Source organism: Rubritalea tangerina, from assembly GCF_042683245.1.
GTDB lineage: Bacteria > Verrucomicrobiota > Verrucomicrobiia > Verrucomicrobiales > Akkermansiaceae > Rubritalea > Rubritalea tangerina.
The window spans coordinates 142,807-164,580 of sequence record NZ_JBHUJB010000035.1 but is presented as its reverse complement, the minus strand read 5'-3'; the positions used below and the strand labels follow the sequence as shown (position 1 = coordinate 164,580).

The 21,774-nt window shown below is 50.8% G+C and carries 19 protein-coding genes; 7 read left to right on the top strand and 12 right to left on the bottom strand.

The annotated features are described in order from the left end of the window. The first annotated feature begins 83 nt into the window (after positions 1–83). Entirely contained in the window at positions 84–494 is a 411-nt protein-coding gene (locus tag ACFSW8_RS08900; RefSeq protein ID WP_377087357.1) for a F0F1 ATP synthase subunit epsilon, read from the top strand. Positions 495–596: 102 nt separating this feature from the next. On the opposite strand, the gene ACFSW8_RS08895 is transcribed toward ACFSW8_RS08900, so the two are convergent. From ACFSW8_RS08895 to ACFSW8_RS08870, 6 genes are all read right to left on the bottom strand, one after another. Then, entirely contained in the window at positions 597–2,717 is a 2,121-nt protein-coding gene (locus ACFSW8_RS08895; RefSeq protein WP_377087356.1) for a M48 family metalloprotease, read from the bottom strand. A gap of 113 nt (positions 2,718–2,830) precedes the next feature. Continuing rightward, positions 2,831–3,553, bottom strand: coding sequence for a PEP-CTERM sorting domain-containing protein (locus ACFSW8_RS08890; RefSeq protein WP_377087354.1), 723 nt, complete (start codon positions 3,551–3,553; stop codon positions 2,831–2,833). A gap of 101 nt (positions 3,554–3,654) precedes the next feature. Beyond that, complete coding sequence (locus ACFSW8_RS08885) at positions 3,655–5,178, bottom strand: LamG-like jellyroll fold domain-containing protein (RefSeq protein WP_377087352.1); 1,524 nt, start codon at positions 5,176–5,178, stop codon at positions 3,655–3,657. Continuing rightward, entirely contained in the window at positions 5,175–5,720 is a 546-nt protein-coding gene (locus ACFSW8_RS08880) for a sigma-70 family RNA polymerase sigma factor (protein ID WP_377087350.1), read from the bottom strand. The genes ACFSW8_RS08885 and ACFSW8_RS08880 overlap by 4 nt, the downstream gene beginning before the upstream one ends. Before the next feature lie 113 nt (positions 5,721–5,833). Then, positions 5,834–6,553, bottom strand: coding sequence for a LamG-like jellyroll fold domain-containing protein (locus ACFSW8_RS08875; RefSeq protein ID WP_377178010.1), 720 nt, complete (start codon positions 6,551–6,553; stop codon positions 5,834–5,836). Between the two features lie 101 nt (positions 6,554–6,654). Continuing rightward, complete coding sequence (locus tag ACFSW8_RS08870) at positions 6,655–7,128, bottom strand: NanQ anomerase/TabA/YiaL family protein (protein ID WP_377178008.1); 474 nt, start codon at positions 7,126–7,128, stop codon at positions 6,655–6,657. A gap of 179 nt (positions 7,129–7,307) precedes the next feature. Between ACFSW8_RS08870 and ACFSW8_RS08865 the strand changes: the two genes are divergently transcribed. From ACFSW8_RS08865 to ACFSW8_RS08855, 3 genes are all read left to right on the top strand, one after another. Continuing rightward, positions 7,308–8,030 (top strand): sialate O-acetylesterase, encoded by a 723-nt coding sequence (locus ACFSW8_RS08865; RefSeq protein ID WP_377087346.1) that lies wholly within the window; start codon positions 7,308–7,310, stop codon positions 8,028–8,030. Between the two features lie 223 nt (positions 8,031–8,253). After that, positions 8,254–9,213: an acetylxylan esterase gene (locus ACFSW8_RS08860; protein WP_377178006.1), complete on the top strand. Its 960-nt coding sequence runs from the start codon at positions 8,254–8,256 to the stop codon at positions 9,211–9,213. 21 nt (positions 9,214–9,234) lie between these two features. Continuing rightward, positions 9,235–9,963: an esterase family protein gene (locus ACFSW8_RS08855; protein WP_377087343.1), complete on the top strand. Its 729-nt coding sequence runs from the start codon at positions 9,235–9,237 to the stop codon at positions 9,961–9,963. Positions 9,964–9,985: 22 nt separating this feature from the next. On the opposite strand, the gene ACFSW8_RS08850 is transcribed toward ACFSW8_RS08855, so the two are convergent. Genes ACFSW8_RS08850 through ACFSW8_RS08835 form a run of 4 tightly spaced genes read right to left on the bottom strand, consistent with a single transcriptional unit; the run spans position 9,986 to position 14,692 of the window. After that, positions 9,986–11,041, bottom strand: coding sequence for a nucleoid-associated protein (locus tag ACFSW8_RS08850; RefSeq protein ID WP_377087341.1), 1,056 nt, complete (start codon positions 11,039–11,041; stop codon positions 9,986–9,988). Between the two features lie 60 nt (positions 11,042–11,101). Beyond that, on the bottom strand, positions 11,102–11,968 hold the full coding sequence (locus ACFSW8_RS08845) for a hypothetical protein (protein ID WP_377178004.1): 867 nt from the start codon (positions 11,966–11,968) through the stop codon (positions 11,102–11,104). 20 nt (positions 11,969–11,988) lie between these two features. Further along, positions 11,989–13,536 carry an SUMF1/EgtB/PvdO family nonheme iron enzyme gene (locus ACFSW8_RS08840; protein ID WP_377087339.1) on the bottom strand — a complete coding sequence of 516 codons (1,548 nt, stop codon included), beginning with the start codon at positions 13,534–13,536 and terminating at the stop codon, positions 11,989–11,991. 7 nt (positions 13,537–13,543) lie between these two features. Beyond that, positions 13,544–14,692 carry a tetratricopeptide repeat protein gene (locus ACFSW8_RS08835; protein ID WP_377087338.1) on the bottom strand — a complete coding sequence of 383 codons (1,149 nt, stop codon included), beginning with the start codon at positions 14,690–14,692 and terminating at the stop codon, positions 13,544–13,546. A 209-nt stretch (positions 14,693–14,901) separates the two neighbouring features. Here ACFSW8_RS08835 and pabB point away from each other — a divergent pair, with 209 nt between their 5' ends. The 3 genes from pabB (at position 14,902) to ACFSW8_RS08820 (ending at position 18,316) form a co-directional block, all read left to right on the top strand. Continuing rightward, positions 14,902–16,176, top strand: coding sequence for an aminodeoxychorismate synthase component I (gene pabB / locus ACFSW8_RS08830; RefSeq protein WP_377087337.1), 1,275 nt, complete (start codon positions 14,902–14,904; stop codon positions 16,174–16,176). 61 nt (positions 16,177–16,237) lie between these two features. Next, positions 16,238–16,852, top strand: a complete 615-nt coding sequence (locus tag ACFSW8_RS08825; RefSeq protein ID WP_377087335.1) for a YdcF family protein — start codon at positions 16,238–16,240, stop codon at positions 16,850–16,852. A 15-nt stretch (positions 16,853–16,867) separates the two neighbouring features. Beyond that, positions 16,868–18,316 (top strand): SLC13 family permease, encoded by a 1,449-nt coding sequence (locus ACFSW8_RS08820; protein WP_377087333.1) that lies wholly within the window; start codon positions 16,868–16,870, stop codon positions 18,314–18,316. Here ACFSW8_RS08820 and ACFSW8_RS08815 read toward each other — a convergent pair whose 3' ends face one another. Both ACFSW8_RS08815 and ACFSW8_RS08810 read right to left on the bottom strand, forming a co-directional pair. Beyond that, on the bottom strand, positions 18,317–18,808 hold the full coding sequence (locus tag ACFSW8_RS08815) for a hypothetical protein (RefSeq protein WP_377087332.1): 492 nt from the start codon (positions 18,806–18,808) through the stop codon (positions 18,317–18,319). A gap of 92 nt (positions 18,809–18,900) precedes the next feature. Beyond that, a complete protein-coding gene (locus tag ACFSW8_RS08810) occupies positions 18,901–21,561 on the bottom strand; it encodes an exo-alpha-sialidase (RefSeq protein ID WP_377087330.1) in 2,661 nt (886 codons plus the stop codon). Between the last annotated feature and the right edge of the window lie 213 nt (positions 21,562–21,774).

Below are 21,774 nucleotides of genomic sequence, written 5' to 3'. Positions count from 1 at the left end.
ACTATCAAATCCTAGCAGAGTGATAAGGCTCTGCTAGGTGACTGCCAGATCACACTGGCAACATTCAACTTCTAAACTTCATTATGCTTCATCTCGAAATCGTAACTCCTGAGAAAAAGGTATTCTCGGACAAGGTGGTAGACGTCTATCTTCCTGGTGCTGACGGTGAGATTGGTGTGCTTGATTTGCACGCTGCTCTTGTGACAGCTCTTGCTCCTGGTGAGTTGCGTTACCAAAAAGACGGCACATCTCACGAACTTGCTATCGGCTCAGGCTTTGCTGAAGTCGCTGACGACAAGGTCATCATCTTGACTGACATGGCACTTGGTGAGGAAGAGATTGATGAGGCAGCAGCTCAAGCCGCGATCGAGCGTGCTGAGGAAGAACTTAAGAACATCGATCACAGCGAGAACCTCGAAGACCTTGCTCACTTGCAGGCAGTCATCGCGCAGAACCTCGCGAAGATCAAACTCAAGCGCAAGCGCCGCCACTAAGCGCCCGCTTTTTAACTAAAAAGTATTATCAGTTTTACCCCGCATGGTGAGAAGCCGTGCGGGGTTCTTTTGTGCCATGGAGAATGGCGGAAGCTCACCTGATCATGCTGACTTTTCACGTGCTTGCTCAGTTTCTACCGAGGCGAGGGCTGCGAGTTCTCCAATAGCGTCTACATAGAAGCGGCCTAAACGTTCGGATGTTAGGTTCGCATGTTGTGCGATATTGATGATGGGATGCGCTTCACTGTCCGTTTCTTGTTGGAAGGCGAGTGTCTGCAGGGATTGTTTGCTATTGCTCAGTGGGTAGGGGATGTGTGCGAGTCCATCCCAGAGTTTAGCGAGGTCGGCTTTGACTGCATCTGACTTATCGGTGAGCCACTTCATGGTGGTGTCTGGGACTTCCTCATCACTCAATGTCTGAATTACTTCAGTGAGTGGAGTGAGCTTAAACCTCATGTCTTCGAGGGTTTGCATAGAGTTTGTAAGCTGAGCGATGAAGCTGATAAGTTCTTTCGTGTAGGTTTCATCGATCACGCCGCGAGTTATCAGCTGTCGGAGCTGAAGCATCATCTGGGGAAGAATTTTATTATGCCAATCGCGGAGGGCTTGGCGTTGTTCATGGAGTTGGTGTGAGGACTCGCTTTCTAAGTTTCGGGCGTGAATGGTATCGGCAGTTTCAAGGTCAAAGGCACCTTTGGGCAGATTATAACCCGCAGCTAGGAATCCGAGTGCGACTCTGCTGCGCAAGAGGTCGCTATATGCGTCAGCGAGAGGGCTGGTGATTTTCTCAGTGGTGTCTTTAGCTCCGACCAATGTTTGTTGGCTACGTGTGATTGCGCTATTGGAAAGTTCAACTGTGGATGGGGCTGGTAAGTTCCAGAGGGATGAAGGGGCAGGGCAAATAACGCCAACTGCGTCATAAAGCCATCGGCTGTAGCCATCCTCTCGATTCTTCTGCATGGCTAACTCTCTATGCATTTTTGTCGAATCGAGAAGTTCAGCATGTTCGATGTCGAGATCACATTCATCTTTATAGAAGCGCAGAGTGGCACTGCGTGCGGATTGATCTAGGTGAGAAAATAGGCTGGTTGCTGGGCGCTCTAGGTGGAGCACACCGGCTTCATTGAGCTTTTCCACTGCTGCGGCGCGAAGGGAGTCCGAGGGATGAGTGTCGAAGAGGTCTTGTTTCTCCTGTTTATGTTTTTCTTCGAGATAGGCTTCAAATTGTTCTTCATTGATTTGGTTTGCCTGTTCTGTGACGAGCCTAGGGAAGTTGCGGGCGAGTTGTTTTTCAATCCACATGCCTTCCAGTAGCTCTTGGGCTTGATGTTGTCCGATCATGAGGGCATGCATGCGTTTGCTGGTTTCTGCAAAGCACTGTGATCCAACGATTCTGGCGGCATGGTGGTCGGCGTCGTATTCCATTTGTCGAAGGGTGTGGCAGCTTACGGCTTGGCCGATCCACATGAGTCCTTTGAGTAGCATACGTGTGAGCCAAATAAGTACTCGCGCAGTTCCAACAAGGAACATGGCTCTGATTTCATTGTTAGCGACCTTCGCAATTTTTTCTAACCAGACGTCGAATCGATCTCGTTGGTAGACGACTTTTAAAAACCAATAGTTAATGCTGCGGATGATGTAGGTGGCACGCATCCCGAAGCCTTGTGAGAAGTGGCCAAATTCATGAGCCAGTACTTCGCTGAGTTGTTGGGCACTGAGGCCGTAGGTGAGTGGGAGGCCAATAGTGAGTCGGAGGTCATTGCTGAAAAGGCTCCAGATACCTCGGCGTAAGCTGGCTGAGGCATTTACATCTGAAGAAAGGGTAATTTCGTTGGGGTATGGGGCATTCACTTCGGTGCAAATCCTACCAATAAGAGATTCCAGTACAGGCTCAGAGCCTGGGAGAATGCGCTCAGGTTCAGCCTGTTTGGGTTCGCGAGCGAAGATGGGTTTGATGAGAAAGAGGATGAGGACAAGACCAAGTACTGCCGCAAAGATGCTCCAGAAGTTGGTTCCATCAGGAGTCTGCATGTGCTGCCAGAGCAACCATTCAGCATAGATTACTCCCCCTATAATCGTGAGGTAGACGAGTGGGAGGAGTACCATGAAAATAGCTGTTAGGCCGAGGGACCATTTGTAGCTGGCGTTTAGTTTTTTTACCTCACGTTGTTTGGTGCTAAAAGCTGAAGAAATATCATCAAGTGAGTAGGGAGTATCATGCATAACGAGATGCAGGTAGCTCTAACAAGGTGTGAGCTATAGTTGAAGGAGAATGTTTTTCACCGCTGTATGGGGGAGGTGCCGAGTGGCAGGGTGTGCCACTCGGAGGGGGAGGGTTATTTTCTACGGCGCAGCATGAGTGCGAGGCCGCCGAGTCCAATGAGGGAGGTAGCGGTGGGTTCCGGTACTGATTGAACAGCTTGGTAGGCGACGCCGACATAGGTGTTGCGTTCGATACCAGAGCCAGTATCGGTGGTGCTAAGCAGGCCGGCATCGACGGCAAAGCCAGTGCCTGAGACGGTGCCAATTTTAACAGCGAAGGTGGACCAGACGTCTGCTCCGACTCCGAGGTCGATACTATTGAGTCCACCACTGGCGCCTGAGGCATCAGGGTAATCGACAAGGGTGTTGCCAGAGAGGGCTGCAGCAATGCCGCCATCATCATTGCTATCGTTACGGCCGACATAGACGACGTAGACGTCGTAGGTGCCATTCGCTAAGCCGCTTACCGTGGTGGTGAGGGTGAGGGCATCATTAGCGGTAGCGCCATTGCCGAAGCTAGAGTAGGCACCGGCGAAGGTGCCACTTCCCGACCATTGGTTTTCGGTGCGGAATTTCCAGGTGTCATTGTCGCTGAATGAGCCTTGATTACGGGTAGTGGTGCCAGTGAGTACGCCACTTTTGAAGACGGTATTGCCTGCGGTACCGGTATTAAGATCAAATTCATCGGCTTCTACGACGGAAAGTCCTGCGATGTTGATGGTGGCGGCTTGGGTGGGCAGAGCGCAGAGGGCCAGTGCTGCGATGGAGGGTTTCACGAGTGCGTTCATTCGGTTCATAGTGTTGTTTTTTCAAGCCAAGCGTTGGGGCTTGGTACTATGGAATAACGCGAGTTCTGAAAGGTTAGTGTTTTTGTAAAAAAAATGAGTAGGGGGGGGAGTTATGGTGTGGGTGGAGGGAATGCGTTGTGTTGCATGAGGTATTGAATTTGTTGGTCCTCCAGCACAGCTCTGATGAGGTAGACTTCGTCGATGTCAGCGTTGACAGTGCCGCCGGTGAAGCCTTTCTGGATGGAATAGCCGAAGCGTAGCGGGAGGGACTCTGGGCTGGATGTGTCAGTATTGACTGGGCGTTTGTGCTCGGTTGTTTCTACGGGCACTCTTTGGCCATTGAGGTAGTGGAATATTTCAGGGGTTCCTTCAGGTGTTGTTTTACCAGTGTAGACACTAGCGATGTGGAACCAGCTTTGCTGTGGGGGGAGTGGTGTGGTGGCTGAGGTGCCGACTGAGGAGGTCATCAAGTTGACTTCATTTTTACCTTGGAGGACGATACGCCAAGCTGCAGAGGTTTCGGTATTGCGGTTGCCCCAAGCTAGGTAGGGGATGCGGATGCCGTGATGCATTTTCCCTTCACGGTGACGGGCCCAGAAGGCGATAGTGCGTGGTGTGTTTCCTGCGATGCCGGGGTAGTTGGTGTCGGCATAGGTGCCATCTCCACGCATGCTGAAGGCGTTGCCGAATTTTCCGGCCACAGAGATTGGGTGAGGGGTGGGGGATTGGAGATGCTTGATGTGCGCTGGATAGGTATTGGCATCAGGCAGTGAGCCGCTTGAGGCAAAGCGTTGGTCGTTGAGTGTGTCAAAGTTCCAGTGAAGGTAGAGGGGGGCTTTACTGAAAACACGGCGGAACTGGTCGAAGTGCGGGAGTGTGTCTTCGGAGCGGGCGTAGGCGTCGAAGCTTTTGGCATGTCCAGCGGTGAGCTCAGTGGGGCTTACATGCTGGAGTTTCGGTTCTACTCTCACGTGGCCTTCCGCAACATGCACTTCGAGAACGTCCCTTGACTTGAAGCGGATGCCAAACTGGGTACCGAGGTCGATGACTTTGAGCCCTTTAGTATGGACGCTGAACCCGCGGCCTTTTTCAGGGACTTTGAACCACGCTTGGCCGCCCTGCATTTGGATCTCTGAGGGGGTGAGGATTTTGATATCTGAGGGGCCTTCGACGAGAGCTTCGACGCCGGAGGGGAAGGCTAGTTTGATGAGCCCTTGGTCGATGGTGATGGCATCACCAGGTTCCAAGTGAGGTGATTTGGGGGTGTTGCGCGTGACTGTGAGCTTGGCGTCATCGGATGATTCGATTCCTACGAGCCGGGCGTCTTTAGGGAGATTGATTTGGTAGAAGTAGGCGCAAATGCCGAGTAGCAGACAGGCTGCAAGACCGAAGCTGAGAGCTCGCAGAGCATTCTTCTTACGTTCTTTATGTAATGAAGAGGCATTGGTTTGGAGGGTGCCTAGCTTGTCTTTGGTTTCAGCAGTCTCTTGGAGCATCCCCACGAGTTGCATGTGCTGGAGGTAGAGTTTTCGCAGGTCTGCGTCCTGGCGCAGCAGCTCCATGAGGCGCTTGTGTTCATTGGGGGAGATAACGCCATCTTCGAGATCTTGGATCAATTGGTAAGCAGTCTTCATAGGGTGGCCGATTCTCTTGAGGATTGCTTGATTTCGATGCAGTTACGGAGGGTGGAGCGGACTCTGTAAAGGGCCACCTTGAGAGAGCCCACACTGCGACCACAGGATTTTGCGTAGTCGATGAGCCCAGCTTTTTTCCAATAACGATGGAGGACGAGTTCCTGATCCTTGAGCGAGAGTTGCTCAAGGCAGGTGTTGAGGTCGTGCATCTGTGTGTTTGCTTGGTGGGGGGCAGCTGTGCTTGCTTCGTTTGCAATGAGAGCAAGCACATCCTCATCGAGAGGGGCACGCTTCTCGCGTTTGAGCCTTTGTTGCTGAGCCATGACTTGGAAGCGTGCAGTCTTTAGAACCCATGCATTGAAGTTAGAACCAAGGGTGAATTCTCGGCGTTTTTTCCAGAGCACTGCATTGGTGTTCTGGATGACATCCTCGACTTCTGGGCAGCCGGGGAGCAATGATATGACGAAGCCTCTGAGCACCGACTGGTGTGCTGTCAGTAGGCTGACAAAGGTGGATTCTTCCTCTGAGTCGTGATCGTGCATAGTTCTTCCTCTTAGGGAATAAGCCGATCAGAGAAAGGTTAGTTTTTTTTCTAAAAAAGCTTAGAGGGGGGGCATGGGCGACGCGGCACGGTGCCCATTTGGCTGGGGTGAGGTCAAGCACGCTTGCGGCGTAGTGTGAGGCCGAGTGCAGAGAGTGCGATGAGGAGGCTGGAGCTAGGCTCAGGTACAGGGGTTGTGGTAGCCACATTGCTGGATAACCACTGCATTTGACCGGCACTGAGGGCTGTGTCATAGACTGCGACATCGTCTATATCTGTGGTGATAGCGCGGGCGCCATCGCCAAAACGAGAAGCGAGCTGGAAAGAGGATAGGGTACCTGTGCCGGTATAGGCGACGGAGCCCTGTGAGACGCCGTCCATGAAGAGTTCGATGGTGGAGCCATTACTGACCATCCCGATATGGTGCCATGCGCCGTCATTGACAATGATCGAGCTAGCGATTCCTCCGGAGGCGACGCCGCCGACGTTGCCGATGTTAAAGAGTGAGACTCCATTGCTGCCATTTTTTTCGAGCACAAAGGAATTATTGCCGATGCCGATGGAGACGAAGTCATCCCAGTTTGCTGTGGTGGTGGTGCGCACGTGCATGGAGAGGGAGAAGTTCGAGACGTCTGTGTTTGCGCTGGCAAATTGGTTACTCCAGAAGGACGAGCTACCAGCGACAAAGGCACCAGCATTGCCGAGCTTTCCGGGGCTGATGCCTGTAGCACCTGACTGGCTATTCCAGTTGATCGTGGCGGAGCCTGAGTTGGCTCCAAGATTGCCACCATCATCCATGGTGTAGTGGGCAACAAGCGCTGCCGAGACGCTCATGCTGGTAGCTGTCAGAAGAAAAATCGAGGTAGGGAGAATACGAGCGAACTTCATAGAGTGCTTACTATCAACTAGCCCGGTGTGGGGTGTAAAGCGAAAAGCTATGCGACAGGGCCAATGGCAACCTTGAGTACGATCTTACGTACTTCTTGAGATTGTCCATTGAGGTTAATGCCTGGCGCGTGGGCGTCACTGGGGTGCAGGATCATGACCTGGCCGGCGGTGAAGGGTGTGTGGGCGTGCTCAGCTTTGGGCTTACCGAGGAGGAAGTCATCTTCCTGGTCGTATGCTTGTGTGACGTCGAGTTGGTCGATAGGAGTCCAGCCCATGCGTTCTGAACCTGAGACGAGGTATTGGATGTCGAGGTAATCACGGTGGGCTTCGTAGAGAACATCTTCCGCTTCCTTGGTGTCATAGCGTTGGGAGAATGCGAAGACGGTGTCGCCGTCGATATCAATTTTACCTTCTGCGGGGGGATTTGAGGGGTCGAGGGTCTTGAGAAAATCGATTGCCATCTGCATGGGTTTGGTCAGATGCGCTTGTTGGACACACTCCTGTAAGCTGGTAATAGTCATTAGCACATTGATAGCGTAGGTGAGGTGGCTGCTGAAAGTCCTGCATACTGGTCTTTTCAACGGGCCAGATTCACTTGTGAGGTGGCTGAGGTGTGGCGCTGGGGGTGGCTAACAAAAATAGGGTTGGGGATTATGAGATTTCAGTATAAGCTACAGGCGATTCTTATAATTTGAGATATATGAAAAGATTGATATGCACCCTACTTCTTGGTTTGGCCGTCGTCGTGTCGGCAGCTCCCCGCAAGCGCCATTTGATGATTTTTGTGGGAGAGAATAACATGGAGTCAGTGCGTCCAGAGCGGACGGTGTTGCCGGTGTTAAAAAAGGATAAGGAGCTGCGTAAGTCAGAGCTTTTATGGGTGCGGGAAGCGCGTCGGACGATGTCGATGCATGATCTGGATGAGGGATGGAGGGACAGCGAGGGTAAGGCGAAGAAGAAGTTAGGGCCAGATTATAAAGTGAAGAAGACCAAGGACTACAAGCGTCTTCTGGAGAATGCTAAGCAAGCGGCACGGAAGAAAGAATGCGACACAGTCATTCTCTATTGGATGGTGGGCGAGACAGATGCGCAGAAAGGATGGGGGGATCAATATGAGGCGAGCTTTAAGCGCTTCATCAAGCAATTTGAAGAGGATTTGGGATTAGGGAAGATCCATGTCGTGATTACACGTCTGAGTGATTATGGCATAGAGAACAAGAAGTACCCCGACTGGCAAAAAGTGCGCAAAGCACAGGAGAAGTTAGTGAAGGATAATAAGGGGTGGGTTCTGGTGAGTACGGACGATTACAACGGTAAAACGAACAAGCTACAATTTGATAAGAAAGGGCTTGAGGCTCTAGGTGATACGTATGCGGAGATTGCCATGAAGTTCTTAGGCAGCTCTGAAGCAAAGAAGGAATAATCCTCATGAAACTAAAACCCTCCCAACTGGGGGCAGTGATCGCGCTGTCCCTCTTTTCTCCTGCCTCAGGGGCAGTGATTTTTGAAACTTCAGTTAGTCGCTATGCTGATCATTGGAAGTATCCTTAATGTGGCGTCGGCGAAAGAGGTGAGCATTGGTCTTTTGTCGGAACCGTGACTCGACAATGCGGGAGTGAGGGGCTCTGATGCTGTTAGCAGGAGTGATGGAAATAGAAAAGTCAGCGAAGAGAATACGCCCGAGGCATCGGTATGAGCTGGAGGATTTGCTATCAGTTAGGGTGCCTCCTGAACCTGCGGGTTATGCTGAGAAGTGGCGAGAGTGGCGGGAAGAGGCGTTAGAGGTGAGTCCTTTGCCTAGTTTGAAAGATGCGGGTTATGATCGTGGTGACTGGAGGGTGTTTGATCTTCGCTATCAATCGACCGACAAGGTAGAGATAGGCGGGTGGGCGTTGTTGCCGAAGTCTGGTCGGGTTGAGAGGGGCTTTGTGATTAGCCACGGGTATGGCGGGCGCTTAGCTCCAGATTATCATTTTCCCTTTAAGAATGCGGCCTTGATGTTTCCTTGTGCGCGGGGGATATCGCGGAGTCCTCATCCTCCGATTTCGCATGAGCCAAGGTGGCATGTTCGGCATGATATCGACAAGCCTGAGCGGTATGTGCTGCGTGGGTGTGTGGAGGATGTGTGGTTGGCGGTAAGCGCGATGTTGCGTTTGGCGCCTTATTTAGAGGGGCATATTGGGTATTTGGGGACGAGTTTTGGTGGTGGAGTTGGGGCTATGGCCTTGGCATGGGAAGATAGGGTGCAGAAGGCGCATTTGAAGGTGCCGAGTTTTGGTCACCAGATGTTGAGGTTGCAGTTGAAGACGATGGGTAGTGCAGCCAGCGTGCAGACCTTATATAAAAAAGAGCCACGTTTGGTGGAAAACACTCTGCAGTGGTTTGATGCGGCCCAGTCAGCAAAGCACATTAAGATTCCGATGCACCTGGCCTGTGCATTGGCAGACCCGGTGGTGACGCCAGCTGGCCAATTTGCCATATTCAATGCCTTGTCGGGTCCGAAGGAGCTCTTCACCTTGGAGGCAGGACACATGGAATACCCAGACCAAGAGAAGCAAGAAAAGCAATTGCTGAGAGAGCTCAGTAGCTTCTTCAGCGACTTATAAGAACGCGTGGTGAGATGAGAGATGAACCGTGAATATCATAAATGGTGGAGCCCTCGCTTACGCCGCGAAATGGAGTTGTTAGTCTTTGGGCACGCAGGTGCAAAAGTGTTAGTGTTTCCGACACGAGGTGGGCGTTTTTTTGAATACGAGAAGTTACGCATCACGGAGTCGTTGCGTGGGAAAATAGAAGCTGGGCAGTTACAGTTATATTGTGTGGATGGGATAGATAGTGAGAGTTTTTATTGTTTTTGGGCACATCCTAAGGGGAGGATGAGGCGTTACCTCGAGTATGAGGAATATATCCTTAATGAGGTATTGCCTTTGATGGAGAGGAAGAACCCGGAGGGGAGTACGATTGCTCACGGTTGTAGTCTTGGGGCATTCTTTGCGGCTAACATCGCCTTAAAGCACCCGCATTTATTCCAGAAGCTTTGTGCTTTTTCGGGGCGTTATAATTTGACCGAGGTGGCGGATGGCTTCGGTGATTTATTTCAAGGGCACTATGATGAGACGGTGTACTATAACACCCCTGTGCATTACCTAAAAAACATGCACTGCAACGAGCGGTTAGAAGCGCTGCGAGCGATGGATATCGTATTTGTATGCGGTAAGCAGGACCCTTTTTTAGGGAACAACCATTACATGTGTGAGGTGCTCAACGAGAAGGGGGTGCCTCACAGGATGTACGAGTGGGAAGAGAGGGCGCACCGGGGGTATTATTGGCGGCGCATGGCGCCGCTCTATATGTGATTGGACGGGGGGGAGGAGAACTTTAGAGTTCTTCGTGGTAGTAGACCTTGACGTACTTCATCTCCATTTTTTCGTCATAGCCACGCTCCATGACTTCACTTTCGCGCTCTGCGAAGTCAGGGGTGAACTTGAGGATGACGCCGGTATCGAGCTTGAGGTTCGCTTTGATCTTTGAGCCTGCTTTTTTGGCAACTTGTTTATTGATTTCGAATTCGGCAGCGATGGGTTCACCGTCTTCGTCTTTGTAGTTGTCTTTGTAGGAGCTAAATTTCTCAACGATGGCAGGTTCCTTGAGGACTTCTTCTTGGAAGTGTTTTTCGTCGAACTTTTCTTTTTCAGCGAAGTACTGCATCGCATCATTGGCAACGCGGTATTTATCTTCCTGAGGCATATCCTCTGGTAGTCCTTCATCGGCGAAGGCAACGCACATTTCGGCGTACTTTTTAGTTTTGAACTCGTCATCTTTTTGGGCGCGCGCGCCGAGGAAGTCACGGACCCAGAAGTTGGTGTCAGCGCCACCTTTATCGAAGGTGTAGACGAGGTAGCCACCCTCTTTGTTGTGATTGATGATGAGGCATCCCTTATCGATTTTATCTGGGTAGATGCCGTTATGCGTGGTGAGCTGGAGGTCACCATCATTATCGGAGATTTCGAGGAATGGGGTGAGGCTTTCTGACTTTACGACGCTGATAGCGCTGCAGATTTCTCCATCGACTTGAAGGTCGTTGATGAAGGCGACGCAGAGGTCACCCGATTTGATATTTGGGTGTTTCGTTTTGTCGTAGAGGTGGCGTGCGATTTTGCGGGAGTAGGTGAGAAAGCGTTCCTCTTGGTCGAAGATAGTGTTACAGTAGGAATGCATTTCGTGGAGGTCGAGCGAGGAGGTGTGGTGGAATTGGTAGCGCTCGAGGTTTTTGAATGGCTTGAGGAATGCGAGGGTAAGGATTTCTTTATCTTTTTCACCAAATTTACAGAGGTCTTTGGAGGTTTTGAGTGATTCCCCGCGGAGTGGGTTACCAATTTTAGCCAATGAGACGTGAGCGAGTGATGCTTTATTGAAATTTACTTTTGCAGACATAGTGATGGTTGAGAAGGCATTGCGCCAATGCTTGAGAGATACAAGAAATTCTGGGAGAAATTATTGTTGGAAGCCGCCAGGGACCTCAGAGAGGCGGTGGAATTTTTTGCGTTCTTCGATTTCTTTAGCTGGGTCGTATGGGACTGAGTTAAAGACTGTGACAGCACCGTCTTGATGAGTTAGCAATGCGGGGTGGGTGTTGCCAACTCCCTTGTGGTAGCGACGTTTGATCGTCTTACCAGAGGTATTCACGACAGTGTGGCAGTAGAGTTCGGGCGTGGTGAGGAAGAGGACGTGGAGGTTATTTTCTCGATCGACAGCTTTTAGGGCTTTCCGGAATGAGAGCACGTTGCCCATGGAATAGGTGGCGAGGATGTGGCCGCGTTTTACATCTTGGACTTGGATGTAGATCTTCGGAGCACCATCTCCAGAGTAATTGATGATGCGGTATTCGCGTTCATCGCCGGCAATTCCCGGGACGCCTACTTTGGTTTTCCAGGAAGGTACTCCACGGTTGACGGTGAAGTAGACTGTTGCTGAGCGAGTGCCCTCGGAGCTACTTTGATTAGGAGTTCGTACGACTGCGTAGGCACTGTAGTTGCCTGGTTGGGCGAGGTCGTAGATGTTATTGAGTGTGAAATTTGATTTTACCCGTTCCGCAGTGGGGATGGTGGTGCCAGCATAGCTGGGTTTATTAACTTTATGAATGACGCGGTTACTTTGGTTTTGGACCACAAACTCGATCCAGCTATTGCCATTGGCATTTTTTAAGGTGAGTGGGCCACCAGTTTGGTTGGCAATAGTGACGGCAAGGTGGATGGGTTCGTAGCTCACATATTGTTTACGATTTGGCTTAACGCCGACGCTAACTTGAGCCCAAAGGTTTGGGGCGAGGAGGAGTGAAGTGAGGATGAGGAGAAGACGCATAAGTTTGTTTGTTGGAGATGTTATTCGATGGGGGCGGTACTTGAGATTGTGCGGAATCCGAGGTCGGCACGGCGTAGACTGCGTGCGTCGTCGAGTTCGAGTTTTGAGTGGTCGAGCCATTCACGCGTGGTGGCGGAGGCTCGTTTTTTGAGGTAGGAGCCGCCGAGGGTCATGGGCATTTTGGGTTTAGTAGGGTAGGCGGGGTCTTTGCTCATTTTTGAGCACCATTCAGAGACATTGCCAGCAAGTCCATGGATGCCATTTCCTGTGGCATCTTTATCGAATGCATCTACTGGTCCCCAGGGAGCAGGAGTGAGGGTGGCATCCTCTCCGAGCGAGTGGTGGAGGGCTGCTTGCCATTCTTCCTGAGTGGGGAGGCGGCGACGTTTGAATTGGCAATAGGCGTAGGCATCCCACCAATCGACACCGACGACTGGGCAATTAGGGTCCATGGCGATCCCATTCCAAGTGGAGCCATTTTTGGCTGCTTGGTAGATTTCATCCCAATTGAGTGGCAGGTGGTCACGTTTCGAGTCTGGTTGGTCCTCATGTTCGTAGATCGAACGTTGCTGCGGGCTGAGGATTTCCATTGCTTCGAGGAATTTCGCGTACTCGGAGATAGTGACTTCGTATGAATCTATGAAGAATGTGGAGAGTGAGGCAGTGCCACCGTCATGAGTGGGATAGGTGCCGGCGGGGATCTCGACCATCGCAGAGAGTTGGCGGTGTTTGGGTTTCTCAGGTTGGTTCATGACGAGCGAACCGACGGTGATGGCGATGGCGGCACCAATTCCGATGCCAGCAAGCATGATAAGTTTTTTGCTATTGTCGCGTTTGTTGAGGCGGACTGTGGAATTTTCGAGGGGGACGGCTTCACTGGGTTCTGAGAGTTGTTGTTCGACACCTTCTGAGAGGTCGCGAATTTGTTCCCAAGTGAGTGGGATGTCACGCTCGAGGTCTGCCATGTAGTTGAGTAGAGAGAGGGTACGCGTGGAACCTGGTAGACCAGGTTCTAGGACAAGCTTCAGGGCGACTGCGATGGTGTGTTTATCAGCGGTCGAGACGCTGTGGTCGCGTTCGCCTCCCACAGCCATGTTGATCAGGCGGGTGAGGCTGTGTTCTGATATGAAGATTTGGTCGGTTTGGATAGGGAGGGTAGCGATTTTATGCTCTTCGAGGTAGAGGTTGGCTTCTGCAATTTGTCGGATGATATGGACAATTTTTTCAGGCTTGAGGAATGTGCCGTCTTGGCCGAGCGCGTGGAGTGGTGCTCCGGTGAGGTTTTCTCGTGCGTAGAAGCAGAGTCGGCCGTCGCGGATGGCTTCAAATACTGAACCAATAAGTGGGTGGTCCACGCTAGCTTTAGCGCGAACATCACTGAGGAATGCTGAGACGACGGCTTCGTCGTTTTGCTGGTCAAGATTGAGGCTATCGATGATGACGTCTCGGCTCACGGAAACTTGTTGAGCTTTCCATGTGCGAGTGGTTTCACCGTCGTAGATTAATTCGGTGAGCAGGTAGTCGCCGATTTGGGTGCCAGTAGTGAGTCGTTGGGTTTCGGGATCCATGGTGGCTTTAGTAGCGTGGTAGGGCCGGGAGGAGAGGGTTGTCGGGATTGATATTAGGGAGGGCTTCCTCCACAGGGAAATCGAGTGGAATGTCGAAGTCGGGCTGGTTTTGTTTTTGAGCGTGGATGGCGTGGAGACGGCGCGGGTATGCCTGCTGGTCGATCAGCTCGTTCTTGTAGTAGAGTTCTGCGACATAGCCGAAGTATTTGCGCTCACCAAAGAGGTGGGTTTCTGCTTCACTGAGTGGGGGGAGTGTGTAGCTTGCTTCAGCGATTTCTTCATCGTTGGCCCAATCGACGGGGGCGTGGAGCCAGCGTTCAGTTTTGTTATTGGCACGAGAAGGTGGGATCGGTTCGATGCGTTGCTTATCGACGAGGTCGTAGTGGTGTACGACGACATTAATTTGGGTGGGGTCGAATTCAGCCCCTGGGGTACTACGGATGGGGATAGTGAGTCTAGCATTGAGGCCATCATCACTGATGCGGCGCATGATATGGCCGATGACGAAGAGGTCCTGCTTAGGGTTCTCGGCATTGATTCCGTTGGAGAGCTTGAAGGCTGCTTTGTCGTAATAGACGCCGATACTTGGGCCCATGACAAAGAGTTTTTCGTAGTTGTCCGTGGCGCGTTCCCATTGGCCCATATCTTCAAATAGCAAGGCCATGCGGTAGAATACTGCGGGTTCGTCAGGAGCGAGGGCGGAGGCTTCTTCTAGCTTGATGAGAGCGGCGACCATATCCCCTTTGCTATGTGCATGGTGGGCGTCATCTACGAGTTTTTTGACTTCGGGAGAAGCGATTGTGGGAGCCGTCTCTGGGGTAGAGGGAGCAAGGCTGGGTTGGGGGAAAGAGGCAATAGGTGGGGAGTTTTCGGTAGGGAGCGAATCTGAGGGCTCTGCGTAATCAGAGAGGAGTTCCTCTAGACTGCGTGGTTGGACGGATGGGGTGGGGGAGACTTCGTCTCGAAGGGTTGGGACAGAGACGATGAGTGGGTCACCTTTGACATAGCGCACGACTTCGCGCGTTTCACCTGTGCGTGCTGCAATGGCGACCCCTACTGAGAGGAGTTGCGCAAATGAGACGCAAGCGAATAGACCACACGCAATGGTGAAGGCAGGACGCTTTGCTGCAGGCGATGTAGGGGTAGGTGTTCCCATGAGTGAGGGACTTTAGAGAGCAAATGTATGGGATGGGAAGGATGAAGTTTTATGAATTCAGGACGTCGCTCGGCTCATCTGTGAATCTGAGTACTCGGGTTAGTGTCGTGTCAGCGAATCCCTTAAGATCACACTCGTGGGGAAATAGGAAAAGCACATGTGAAGTCTGATGCGCATTTTAGAGGCTTGAGGAATCTCTGAGATAGCGTATGGCAGAGCCAGAACTTAGAATGATGAAGGTCCCCTTGAAAGCTGTAGAACTAAATTTATTACCTGAAGAGGTTGCTGGGGGCTTGGAGCACTTGGGGGGCGTGGTATTTTTTGATAGTTCGGGAAATTTGCCGGATGGGTCTGAGGGCGCTATCAGCATTGTAGCGGCGCGGCCTGAGGAAGTGATACGTGGTGAGGTGTCAGATGTTTCTAGATTAGAAGAGGTTCTTGCAGCAAGGGCATCAGATGTGTCGGAATTGCCCAACGGTGGTCTATGTGGGTGGATTTCTTATGAGGGGGCGTTTTGTTTTGGGGTTTATCCTGAGATGTTGGTGTATGTGCACGATTCGGAGCAATGGTACGAGGTGGGGGGCTTATCATCAGCGATCAAAATGGACTGGCGAGAAGAGGGAGGTATGGAGGTTTCAGGATTCCGTCAAGAGATGACGGAGAGGGCCTATCTGGAAAAGGTTCAAGCCATTAAGGAGTACATTGCAGCTGGTGACATCTATCAAGTGAACCTCGCTCATAAATTTTCTGCGGAGGTGCAAGGGGGGACAGCATATGGACTGTATTTGGAGTTGCGTGAGCAATCGCCTGCGCCGCACGCTAGTTATCTCTCTCTGGACGGTACTGAGGTCCTGTCTTCCTCTCCCGAGACATTTTTAAAATTTGAAGGTAAGAGGGTGTCGACTAGGCCGATCAAGGGGACTCGACCTAGGTTTAGCGATCCCGCGGAAGATCAGCGAAGCGCGTACGAGCTGAGAACTTCTGAGAAAGAGGTTTCAGAGTTGGTCATGATTACCGATCTAGAGCGCAACGACTTAGGGCAGGTGTGCGAGTTTGGTTCAGTGCGAGTGGATTCGATGTTGAAGTTAGAATCATACGAGCATGTCTATCACCTCGTTTCCACGGTCTCGGGCGAATTAGGGAGTGAGACAGGTCAGGTGGCAGCTGTTCAGGCATGCTTCCCTGGTGGAAGTATCACAGGTGCTCCTAAGAAGCGGGCGATGGAAATCATTGATGAGCTGGAAAGTTGCTCAAGAGGGGTGTATACAGGAGCCATAGGTTATTTTGGATTCAATGGGTTGAGCCAATTTAATATTGCGATTCGCACGATGGTACGAGAGGGAGATGAGCTTCATTACCATGTGGGTGCAGGGATTGTAGCAGATTCAGACCCACAGGCTGAGTACCATGAGACTTTGCAGAAGGGGATGGGGATGAAGTTGGCTGTGAGCGCCTTCAAAGAGAAGTGTTCTAGAGGTGTCTAGATTTCTTTGGGATTTACAGGGTGACAGAATCTATAGATGGTACTTCTAACTGATCTTATTTTTGTCGAAAAAACTGTCATTTAAGAAGCGTTGGGGGCGTCGACTCAAGTGGTTGTCGTTGGCAGTGGTATTGGCTTTTGGGTATGTCATTTGGCAGCTATGGGATATCAATCGCGTGGGTTTCAGCGATGATGGGGGGGAGGCGGATTGTGCTATAGTGTTAGGAGCGGCGGCTTATCATAAGAAACCTTCTCCAGTTTTTCAGGCGAGGATCGATCATGCGATTAAGCTTTATAAGGATGGGAGGGTTTCCAAGGTTTTGTTAACTGGTGGGTTTGGTGAGAATGCTCAATTTGCTGAGTCAGAGGTTGCTTTAGAATATTGTAAGAAGATGGGGGTGCCTGAGCGCGATTTGTTAATTGAGAAGCAATCGCAGACGACTGAGCAGAATATCATAGAGGCGCAGCAGGTGATGCAGCAGGAGGAGTTAGATTCCGCATTGATAGTGAGTGATCCGTGGCATTTGAAGAGAGCATTGGCAATGACGCGGAAGCATGATTTGGAGGCAAGCGGATCGGCAACGAGGACGAGCATGTATCGATCAGAAAAAAGTAAGTGGGGATTTTTGATGAGGGAGTTATACTACCTTCACATTTGGAGGCTTGCGGGTGAATGACCGTGAGACGGATTTATGCAATCAGACACAAGAGCTCAGGCACTGAGGATATTGGGGGAGGTGGACCACCCGTTGATTCGGACAGTGGTGAAAGTGGTGGGGTGTTCAGTGGCCGCATTTTTTGTAGCGCACTGGACTCAGGGTGATAGTGCAGGGGTAGAGAGTTTATCTGAGGCTGGGCGTTCGACATTGTGGATATTGGTTTTTGCGGCATTGATGTGGGTTACTGAGGCATTGCCCGCATATGCGGTGGGCTTGCTTGTGATGGGCTTGGAAATTTTAATATTGGGGAGGCCTGGTGGGGTGTTTGCCGAGGATGGTGACTATAAGGCTTGGGAGCAATTTGTTCAGCCCTGGTCGAATCCGTTGATGTGGTTGTTTATTGGGGGATTTGTGTTGGCCGCGGCGGCGAGTAAGACGCAGTTAGATCAGGTGATAGCGAGGCGGGTGTTGAGGTTCTTTGGGCACGAGCCAAAAGCAGTGTTAGCAGGCTGTATGATGGTGACCTTTGTGTTTAGTATGTTCATGAGCAATACGGCTACAGCGGCGATGATGATCGCAGTGGTTGCTCCTGTAGCACTGAGTCTCAACGCTGAAGATCCATTCATGAAGGCGCTCTACCTGGGGATTCCAATTTCAGCGAACATTGGTGGGATGGGAACGATCATAGGTTCTCCTCCTAATGCGATAGCAGCAGGCTTAATGCCGACGGGGTCTCAAGTGGATTTTCTACAATGGATGACTTATGGCTTACCTCCAGCGATTTTATTGGCAGTAGTTGGCTGGATGTATTTGGTAAAGCGCTACCCCTGCGAGACTGGCTCTATTCGATTGCTTCCCAGTGAGGAATTGAGTGGGGCCGAAGGTGGTAAATATAACAACCTTCATCGTTTTGCGGTTGCTTCAGTTTTCGTGATTACCATTGGCTTATGGATGACCGAGAGTTTGCACAAGATTCCCAACGCAGTGGTTTCCTTCATCCCCATTGTTAGTTTTGCCGTGTTTGGGGTATTGAAGAGTGAAGATATTCGGAACCTACAGTGGGATGTGTTGTTGTTATTGTGTGGCGGTTTGTCGCTCGGGGTTGCGGTGCGGGTGAGTGGGCTAGCAGATTGGGTAGCGAGTTTGCTTCCGACAGGTTTACCGATTTGGGCGATTGTGTTGGTAATGGCTTATTTGGCAGTGGTGCAGTCTAACCTGATGAGCAATACGGCGACCGCGGCGATTTTGCTGCCGATAGGTATTGGTTTTGTGCCTGAGGTTCCATTGGCGCTGGCAGTACCAGTGGCACTGACTTGCTCGTGTGCGATGATGCTGCCTATTTCGACACCACCTAACGCAGTGGCCTTTGCCAGCAATAAGGTGGGGACTAAGGATTTTGTAAAGTCTGGCGCTCTCTTTACTTTGTTGGGTCCAGCAATTGTTTACCTATGGATGGTAGTCGCTCTCTGGTTAGGGCTCTAGTTATTGGTTAAAGCCTTTTTTGTGAAGTAGAGCTTTGAATTCAGCTAGGAATTCTTCAGGCATGCGGACATTTAGAATAAGAGGCTTATCCTCATCGACTTGGCGGAGGCGTTGACGTGCACCAACATCCATCATTTCTCTGATTGTGTAGATGCCGTATTGTGGTGCGTATTTTTCGATCAACTTACTGACCGCAATGATGACAGATTCCTCGATGTCTAATTCGGGTTTTAACTCGAAGCGTTCTTGTTTGAGTACGCCATTTTTTACGAGTTGGTCGAGGAGTGCATCTATTTCTTTGATCTCTTTGGTAAATTGTTTTGTGTTAGGGGGTTCGGCATCGACACCCATCATATGGATTTGATGACCGACATTTTGGCTAGTGATGGAAAGTTTTAGCCAAGTTTCTGTATGAGAGGAGGGGGCTTTGGCTGAGAGGGGGCTAGAGTTGAGGGCGATTAAGGCGCCAAGCAGAGTCACAATGTTACGCATGGTTTGTTAGTAGGAGTAGTTGCTAGGGGAGTGATAGCGTAATTGTCGGTTTAGTACGATAGCGAAAGTGGGAGGTGGATGTATGAGGGTGCCTAGGGGACGACGATTCTGAAGAATTGGCGTGTGTTAAAGCCCTGAGGTAAGGTGACTTCGAGGGGGGATCCCGTGCCTTGCATGATAGGGATGTTGTCTATCGCTGACCAGCTATCTTGGCTGAGGTCTTGTGAAGTTTCTATGCGGTACTGGGTGTAGGGGGAGCTTGGCCAATGCAGTCTGATTTGATCATTTTGATCTACAGATAACGATGGTTTGAGAACTGAGTTAGCGGAGTAGGGGTTGGTGTTTGTTAGGATTTCAAACTTTGTGGTAAGTCCATCACTATCGTGATCGACTGTAGCATCTGAGTTGTCATTTTTATTGAGTCCATGGATATCTTCGAGAAAGTCAGAAATGCCATCATTATCTGAATCTTCGGAGCCCGTTATCCACTCGATGGGGAAGCGAGCGAATTCGAGTCCTTGGTAGTACGCGTTGTCTCCTGTTTCATACAGAATTCCAATATTTCCATCAGGGAGGATTGTCATAACAGAATATGCGGCGGGTCTGTCATCAATTTTACGTTTATAAGCCCAAGTGGAACCTTCATCGGTACTTAAGCGGATGGTCATTTTTTCACGGCTTCCTGTGTCAGGGTTGGAGAATAGAAGTGCGGAATATGGGTGGCCATTGAGAGTGGAACGGTATCTTTCTACGCTCGCCATGACACGGGGGTCAGTTTGTGAGAACCACGGCGTGCCCCAGCTCCCATTCGCAATGGTCTCTGTATTTTTGTTCCAAGAATAAATGCACCAAAGTCGTTGACCTATACCTTGGTGGTTACGCATGGAGATAAGGAGGTCACCTGAGTCGAGTTCGACCATCTGAGCTTCTGTAGTCCATGGGTTGCCGCTGGCAATGGCTGGTGGTGCGTGCTGCCAGCTGGCTCCATGATCAGTGGAATAGATGAAGTTTGATCTGGGTGTCCCATTAGAATCTCGATATTGAGCTGGGAAGATGAGGGTGCCATCACGGGTGGTGAACCCTTTGCCTGGGCCATTAAAGTAGAGGTTCCATTCAGAATCTTTAATTTGATTCGTGATCGAGACTGGTTGGCTCCAGGTAAGACCATCGTCGTCGGAGTAGTTGAGAACAAATTGTCCGGTTTCACTAGGTGCTAATCCTGGGCCGGATCCGTTCCAAGCATTGTTTCCAAATGAATAGAGTGCAGCACACCAAATGCGACCAGTGTTGGTATCTACCAATATTGATGGGTCGCCCACGCCATTTCCCGAAGAACCGGATACTGAGGCATCGTAGTCCATGATGGTGAGCATAGGGCCCCAAGTAAATCCACCGTCGGTGGAGCGCATACAACCCACATCGATATTACCGGGAAGGTCACTCCTGCTGTCGTGTCTGATATCGAATACCGCGATGAGCGTTCCATTATTGGTGGTTGTAAGGCCAGGAATACGGTAGGTGTGAACACCATCGTCACCTTGTTTTCTGATCACTGTTGAGTAGAAAAGTTCAGTAAGGGAGATGTGGCCATCTGGATCTGAGATGAGAGGTTGGAAGGCGCCGGCTTGGTCGCCATCGATGGTAAATTCGGTGATTTGGGCATCGAGGATATTGCCGAGTTGAGACTGGCCTGTGAGTTCAGCGACGATCCAGAAGTGGGAGTTTGGGTGGGCGACTGTGTGGTTGCACTGAAAGCTGAGTGAGCCGGGGCCCGGGTTGGTAATTGTGTCGAGTAGGATGGAAGTGCTGCTATCGAATTCAGCGCTGTGGTTGGAGCTGTAGAGGTGAAGTTTGGCTATGTCCCCAGTATTGGTCGTGCCGTTTAGTGAGCAAACTACTTGGGTGATAGCATAGTTAGGGATGTTGCCAGTCGAGTTTACTAGCAGCGCACAAATGGCATGTGATCCGTAGATAGATCCAGTGTTAGAATTTTGAATCACTGTGGCGTTTGAGAAAGACATGGGTATGTCAGTGAGGTCTCCCCATTGGTCAGTGAAGTATGTTTGTGCAGCAGTGAGTTCTGAGCCATTTAATGTGCGATCGTAAATGACGGCTTCAGCAAGTTGGTAGCTGAGTTTATCAGTTGTGCCTCCATTGCTGGCAAGAATGAGTCCACCGAGAGAGGTGTCGGTGTCGATATTATTTGAGCCAGCTTGCTGGTTATTGATATAATGGGTAACTTGGGTTGAGGAGCCGGACTCGTCGAATACAAAGGTATGGGTTTGCCACGTGTTTGTGGTAATTGTGGTGGTGAGAGGGTCGCTGGCCGCAAAGAGAGCATTTGAGCTTTGAACGCCAACTTGCCAGTTATTTGATTGGATTTGAGCCCGTGTTTTTCCAGGGTTTGTGCTTCCATCAAAGAGGAAGCCATCATTGTTAGATGTTAGGCGGCAATGGAAGATTAATGTACGGTCACCAGAGATGCTCCCCCAGTCACCTACAGCTGCCCAGATGCTTGAACTACCGTCGAAAGTGACGATGTCGACAGTAGACCCATCGCTGTGTGAGAGTGGAGTGGTAATGGGAGCGCCAATGACCCGGTTGAGATTTCTACTAGTAGAGCCTTCAGTGTCAGCCCAAAGTTCCACTGTGCCGTTTGCTGCAATGGTGACGCCGACTCCAGCCTTGTAGCGTGCGTATGGAGTATGAGGGAGGTCGGCAGTCGCATCAGAAAGGCTCAAGAATGAGGTCAAAGTGATGAGAAAAAGGTATGCGTAAAGAGGTGTTGAGCGGGGGGGCGTGCCGCATTCTTGGGGGGATGAAAAGTGATTTATCATTGTCTATAATCCTGAGCAATAAGGACGTTAGAGAATGTAATAAGGGTTCTGCAAACGTTCCTGACTGGTTGGTTAAATAGACCTCTGAGATGTGCAAAAAAGCCTCAGCTTGGGTGAGCTGAGACCTAG

What these genes read in the sequence shown, in the direction of transcription:
- ACFSW8_RS08850 (WP_377087341.1), bottom strand. Translation starts at nt 11,041, where the DNA reads ATGTCTGCAAAAGTAAATTTCAATAAAGCATCACTCGCTCACGTCTCA.
- ACFSW8_RS08870 (WP_377178008.1), bottom strand. Translation starts at nt 7,128, where the DNA reads ATGACTATTACCAGCTTACAGGAGTGTGTCCAACAAGCGCATCTGACC.
- ACFSW8_RS08855 (WP_377087343.1), top strand. Translation starts at nt 9,235, where the DNA reads ATGAACCGTGAATATCATAAATGGTGGAGCCCTCGCTTACGCCGCGAA.
- ACFSW8_RS08900 (WP_377087357.1), top strand. Translation starts at nt 84, where the DNA reads ATGCTTCATCTCGAAATCGTAACTCCTGAGAAAAAGGTATTCTCGGAC.
- ACFSW8_RS08890 (WP_377087354.1), bottom strand. Translation starts at nt 3,553, where the DNA reads ATGAACCGAATGAACGCACTCGTGAAACCCTCCATCGCAGCACTGGCC.
- ACFSW8_RS08885 (WP_377087352.1), bottom strand. Translation starts at nt 5,178, where the DNA reads ATGAAGACTGCTTACCAATTGATCCAAGATCTCGAAGATGGCGTTATC.
- ACFSW8_RS08880 (WP_377087350.1), bottom strand. Translation starts at nt 5,720, where the DNA reads ATGCACGATCACGACTCAGAGGAAGAATCCACCTTTGTCAGCCTACTG.
- ACFSW8_RS08860 (WP_377178006.1), top strand. Translation starts at nt 8,254, where the DNA reads ATGGAAATAGAAAAGTCAGCGAAGAGAATACGCCCGAGGCATCGGTAT.
- ACFSW8_RS08875 (WP_377178010.1), bottom strand. Translation starts at nt 6,553, where the DNA reads ATGAGCGTCTCGGCAGCGCTTGTTGCCCACTACACCATGGATGATGGT.
- ACFSW8_RS08815 (WP_377087332.1), bottom strand. Translation starts at nt 18,808, where the DNA reads ATGCGTAACATTGTGACTCTGCTTGGCGCCTTAATCGCCCTCAACTCT.
- ACFSW8_RS08865 (WP_377087346.1), top strand. Translation starts at nt 7,308, where the DNA reads ATGAAAAGATTGATATGCACCCTACTTCTTGGTTTGGCCGTCGTCGTG.
- ACFSW8_RS08895 (WP_377087356.1), bottom strand. Translation starts at nt 2,717, where the DNA reads ATGCATGATACTCCCTACTCACTTGATGATATTTCTTCAGCTTTTAGC.
- ACFSW8_RS08820 (WP_377087333.1), top strand. Translation starts at nt 16,868, where the DNA reads ATGCAATCAGACACAAGAGCTCAGGCACTGAGGATATTGGGGGAGGTG.
- ACFSW8_RS08840 (WP_377087339.1), bottom strand. Translation starts at nt 13,536, where the DNA reads ATGGATCCCGAAACCCAACGACTCACTACTGGCACCCAAATCGGCGAC.
- ACFSW8_RS08835 (WP_377087338.1), bottom strand. Translation starts at nt 14,692, where the DNA reads ATGGGAACACCTACCCCTACATCGCCTGCAGCAAAGCGTCCTGCCTTC.
- pabB (WP_377087337.1), top strand. Translation starts at nt 14,902, where the DNA reads ATGGCAGAGCCAGAACTTAGAATGATGAAGGTCCCCTTGAAAGCTGTA.
- ACFSW8_RS08845 (WP_377178004.1), bottom strand. Translation starts at nt 11,968, where the DNA reads ATGCGTCTTCTCCTCATCCTCACTTCACTCCTCCTCGCCCCAAACCTT.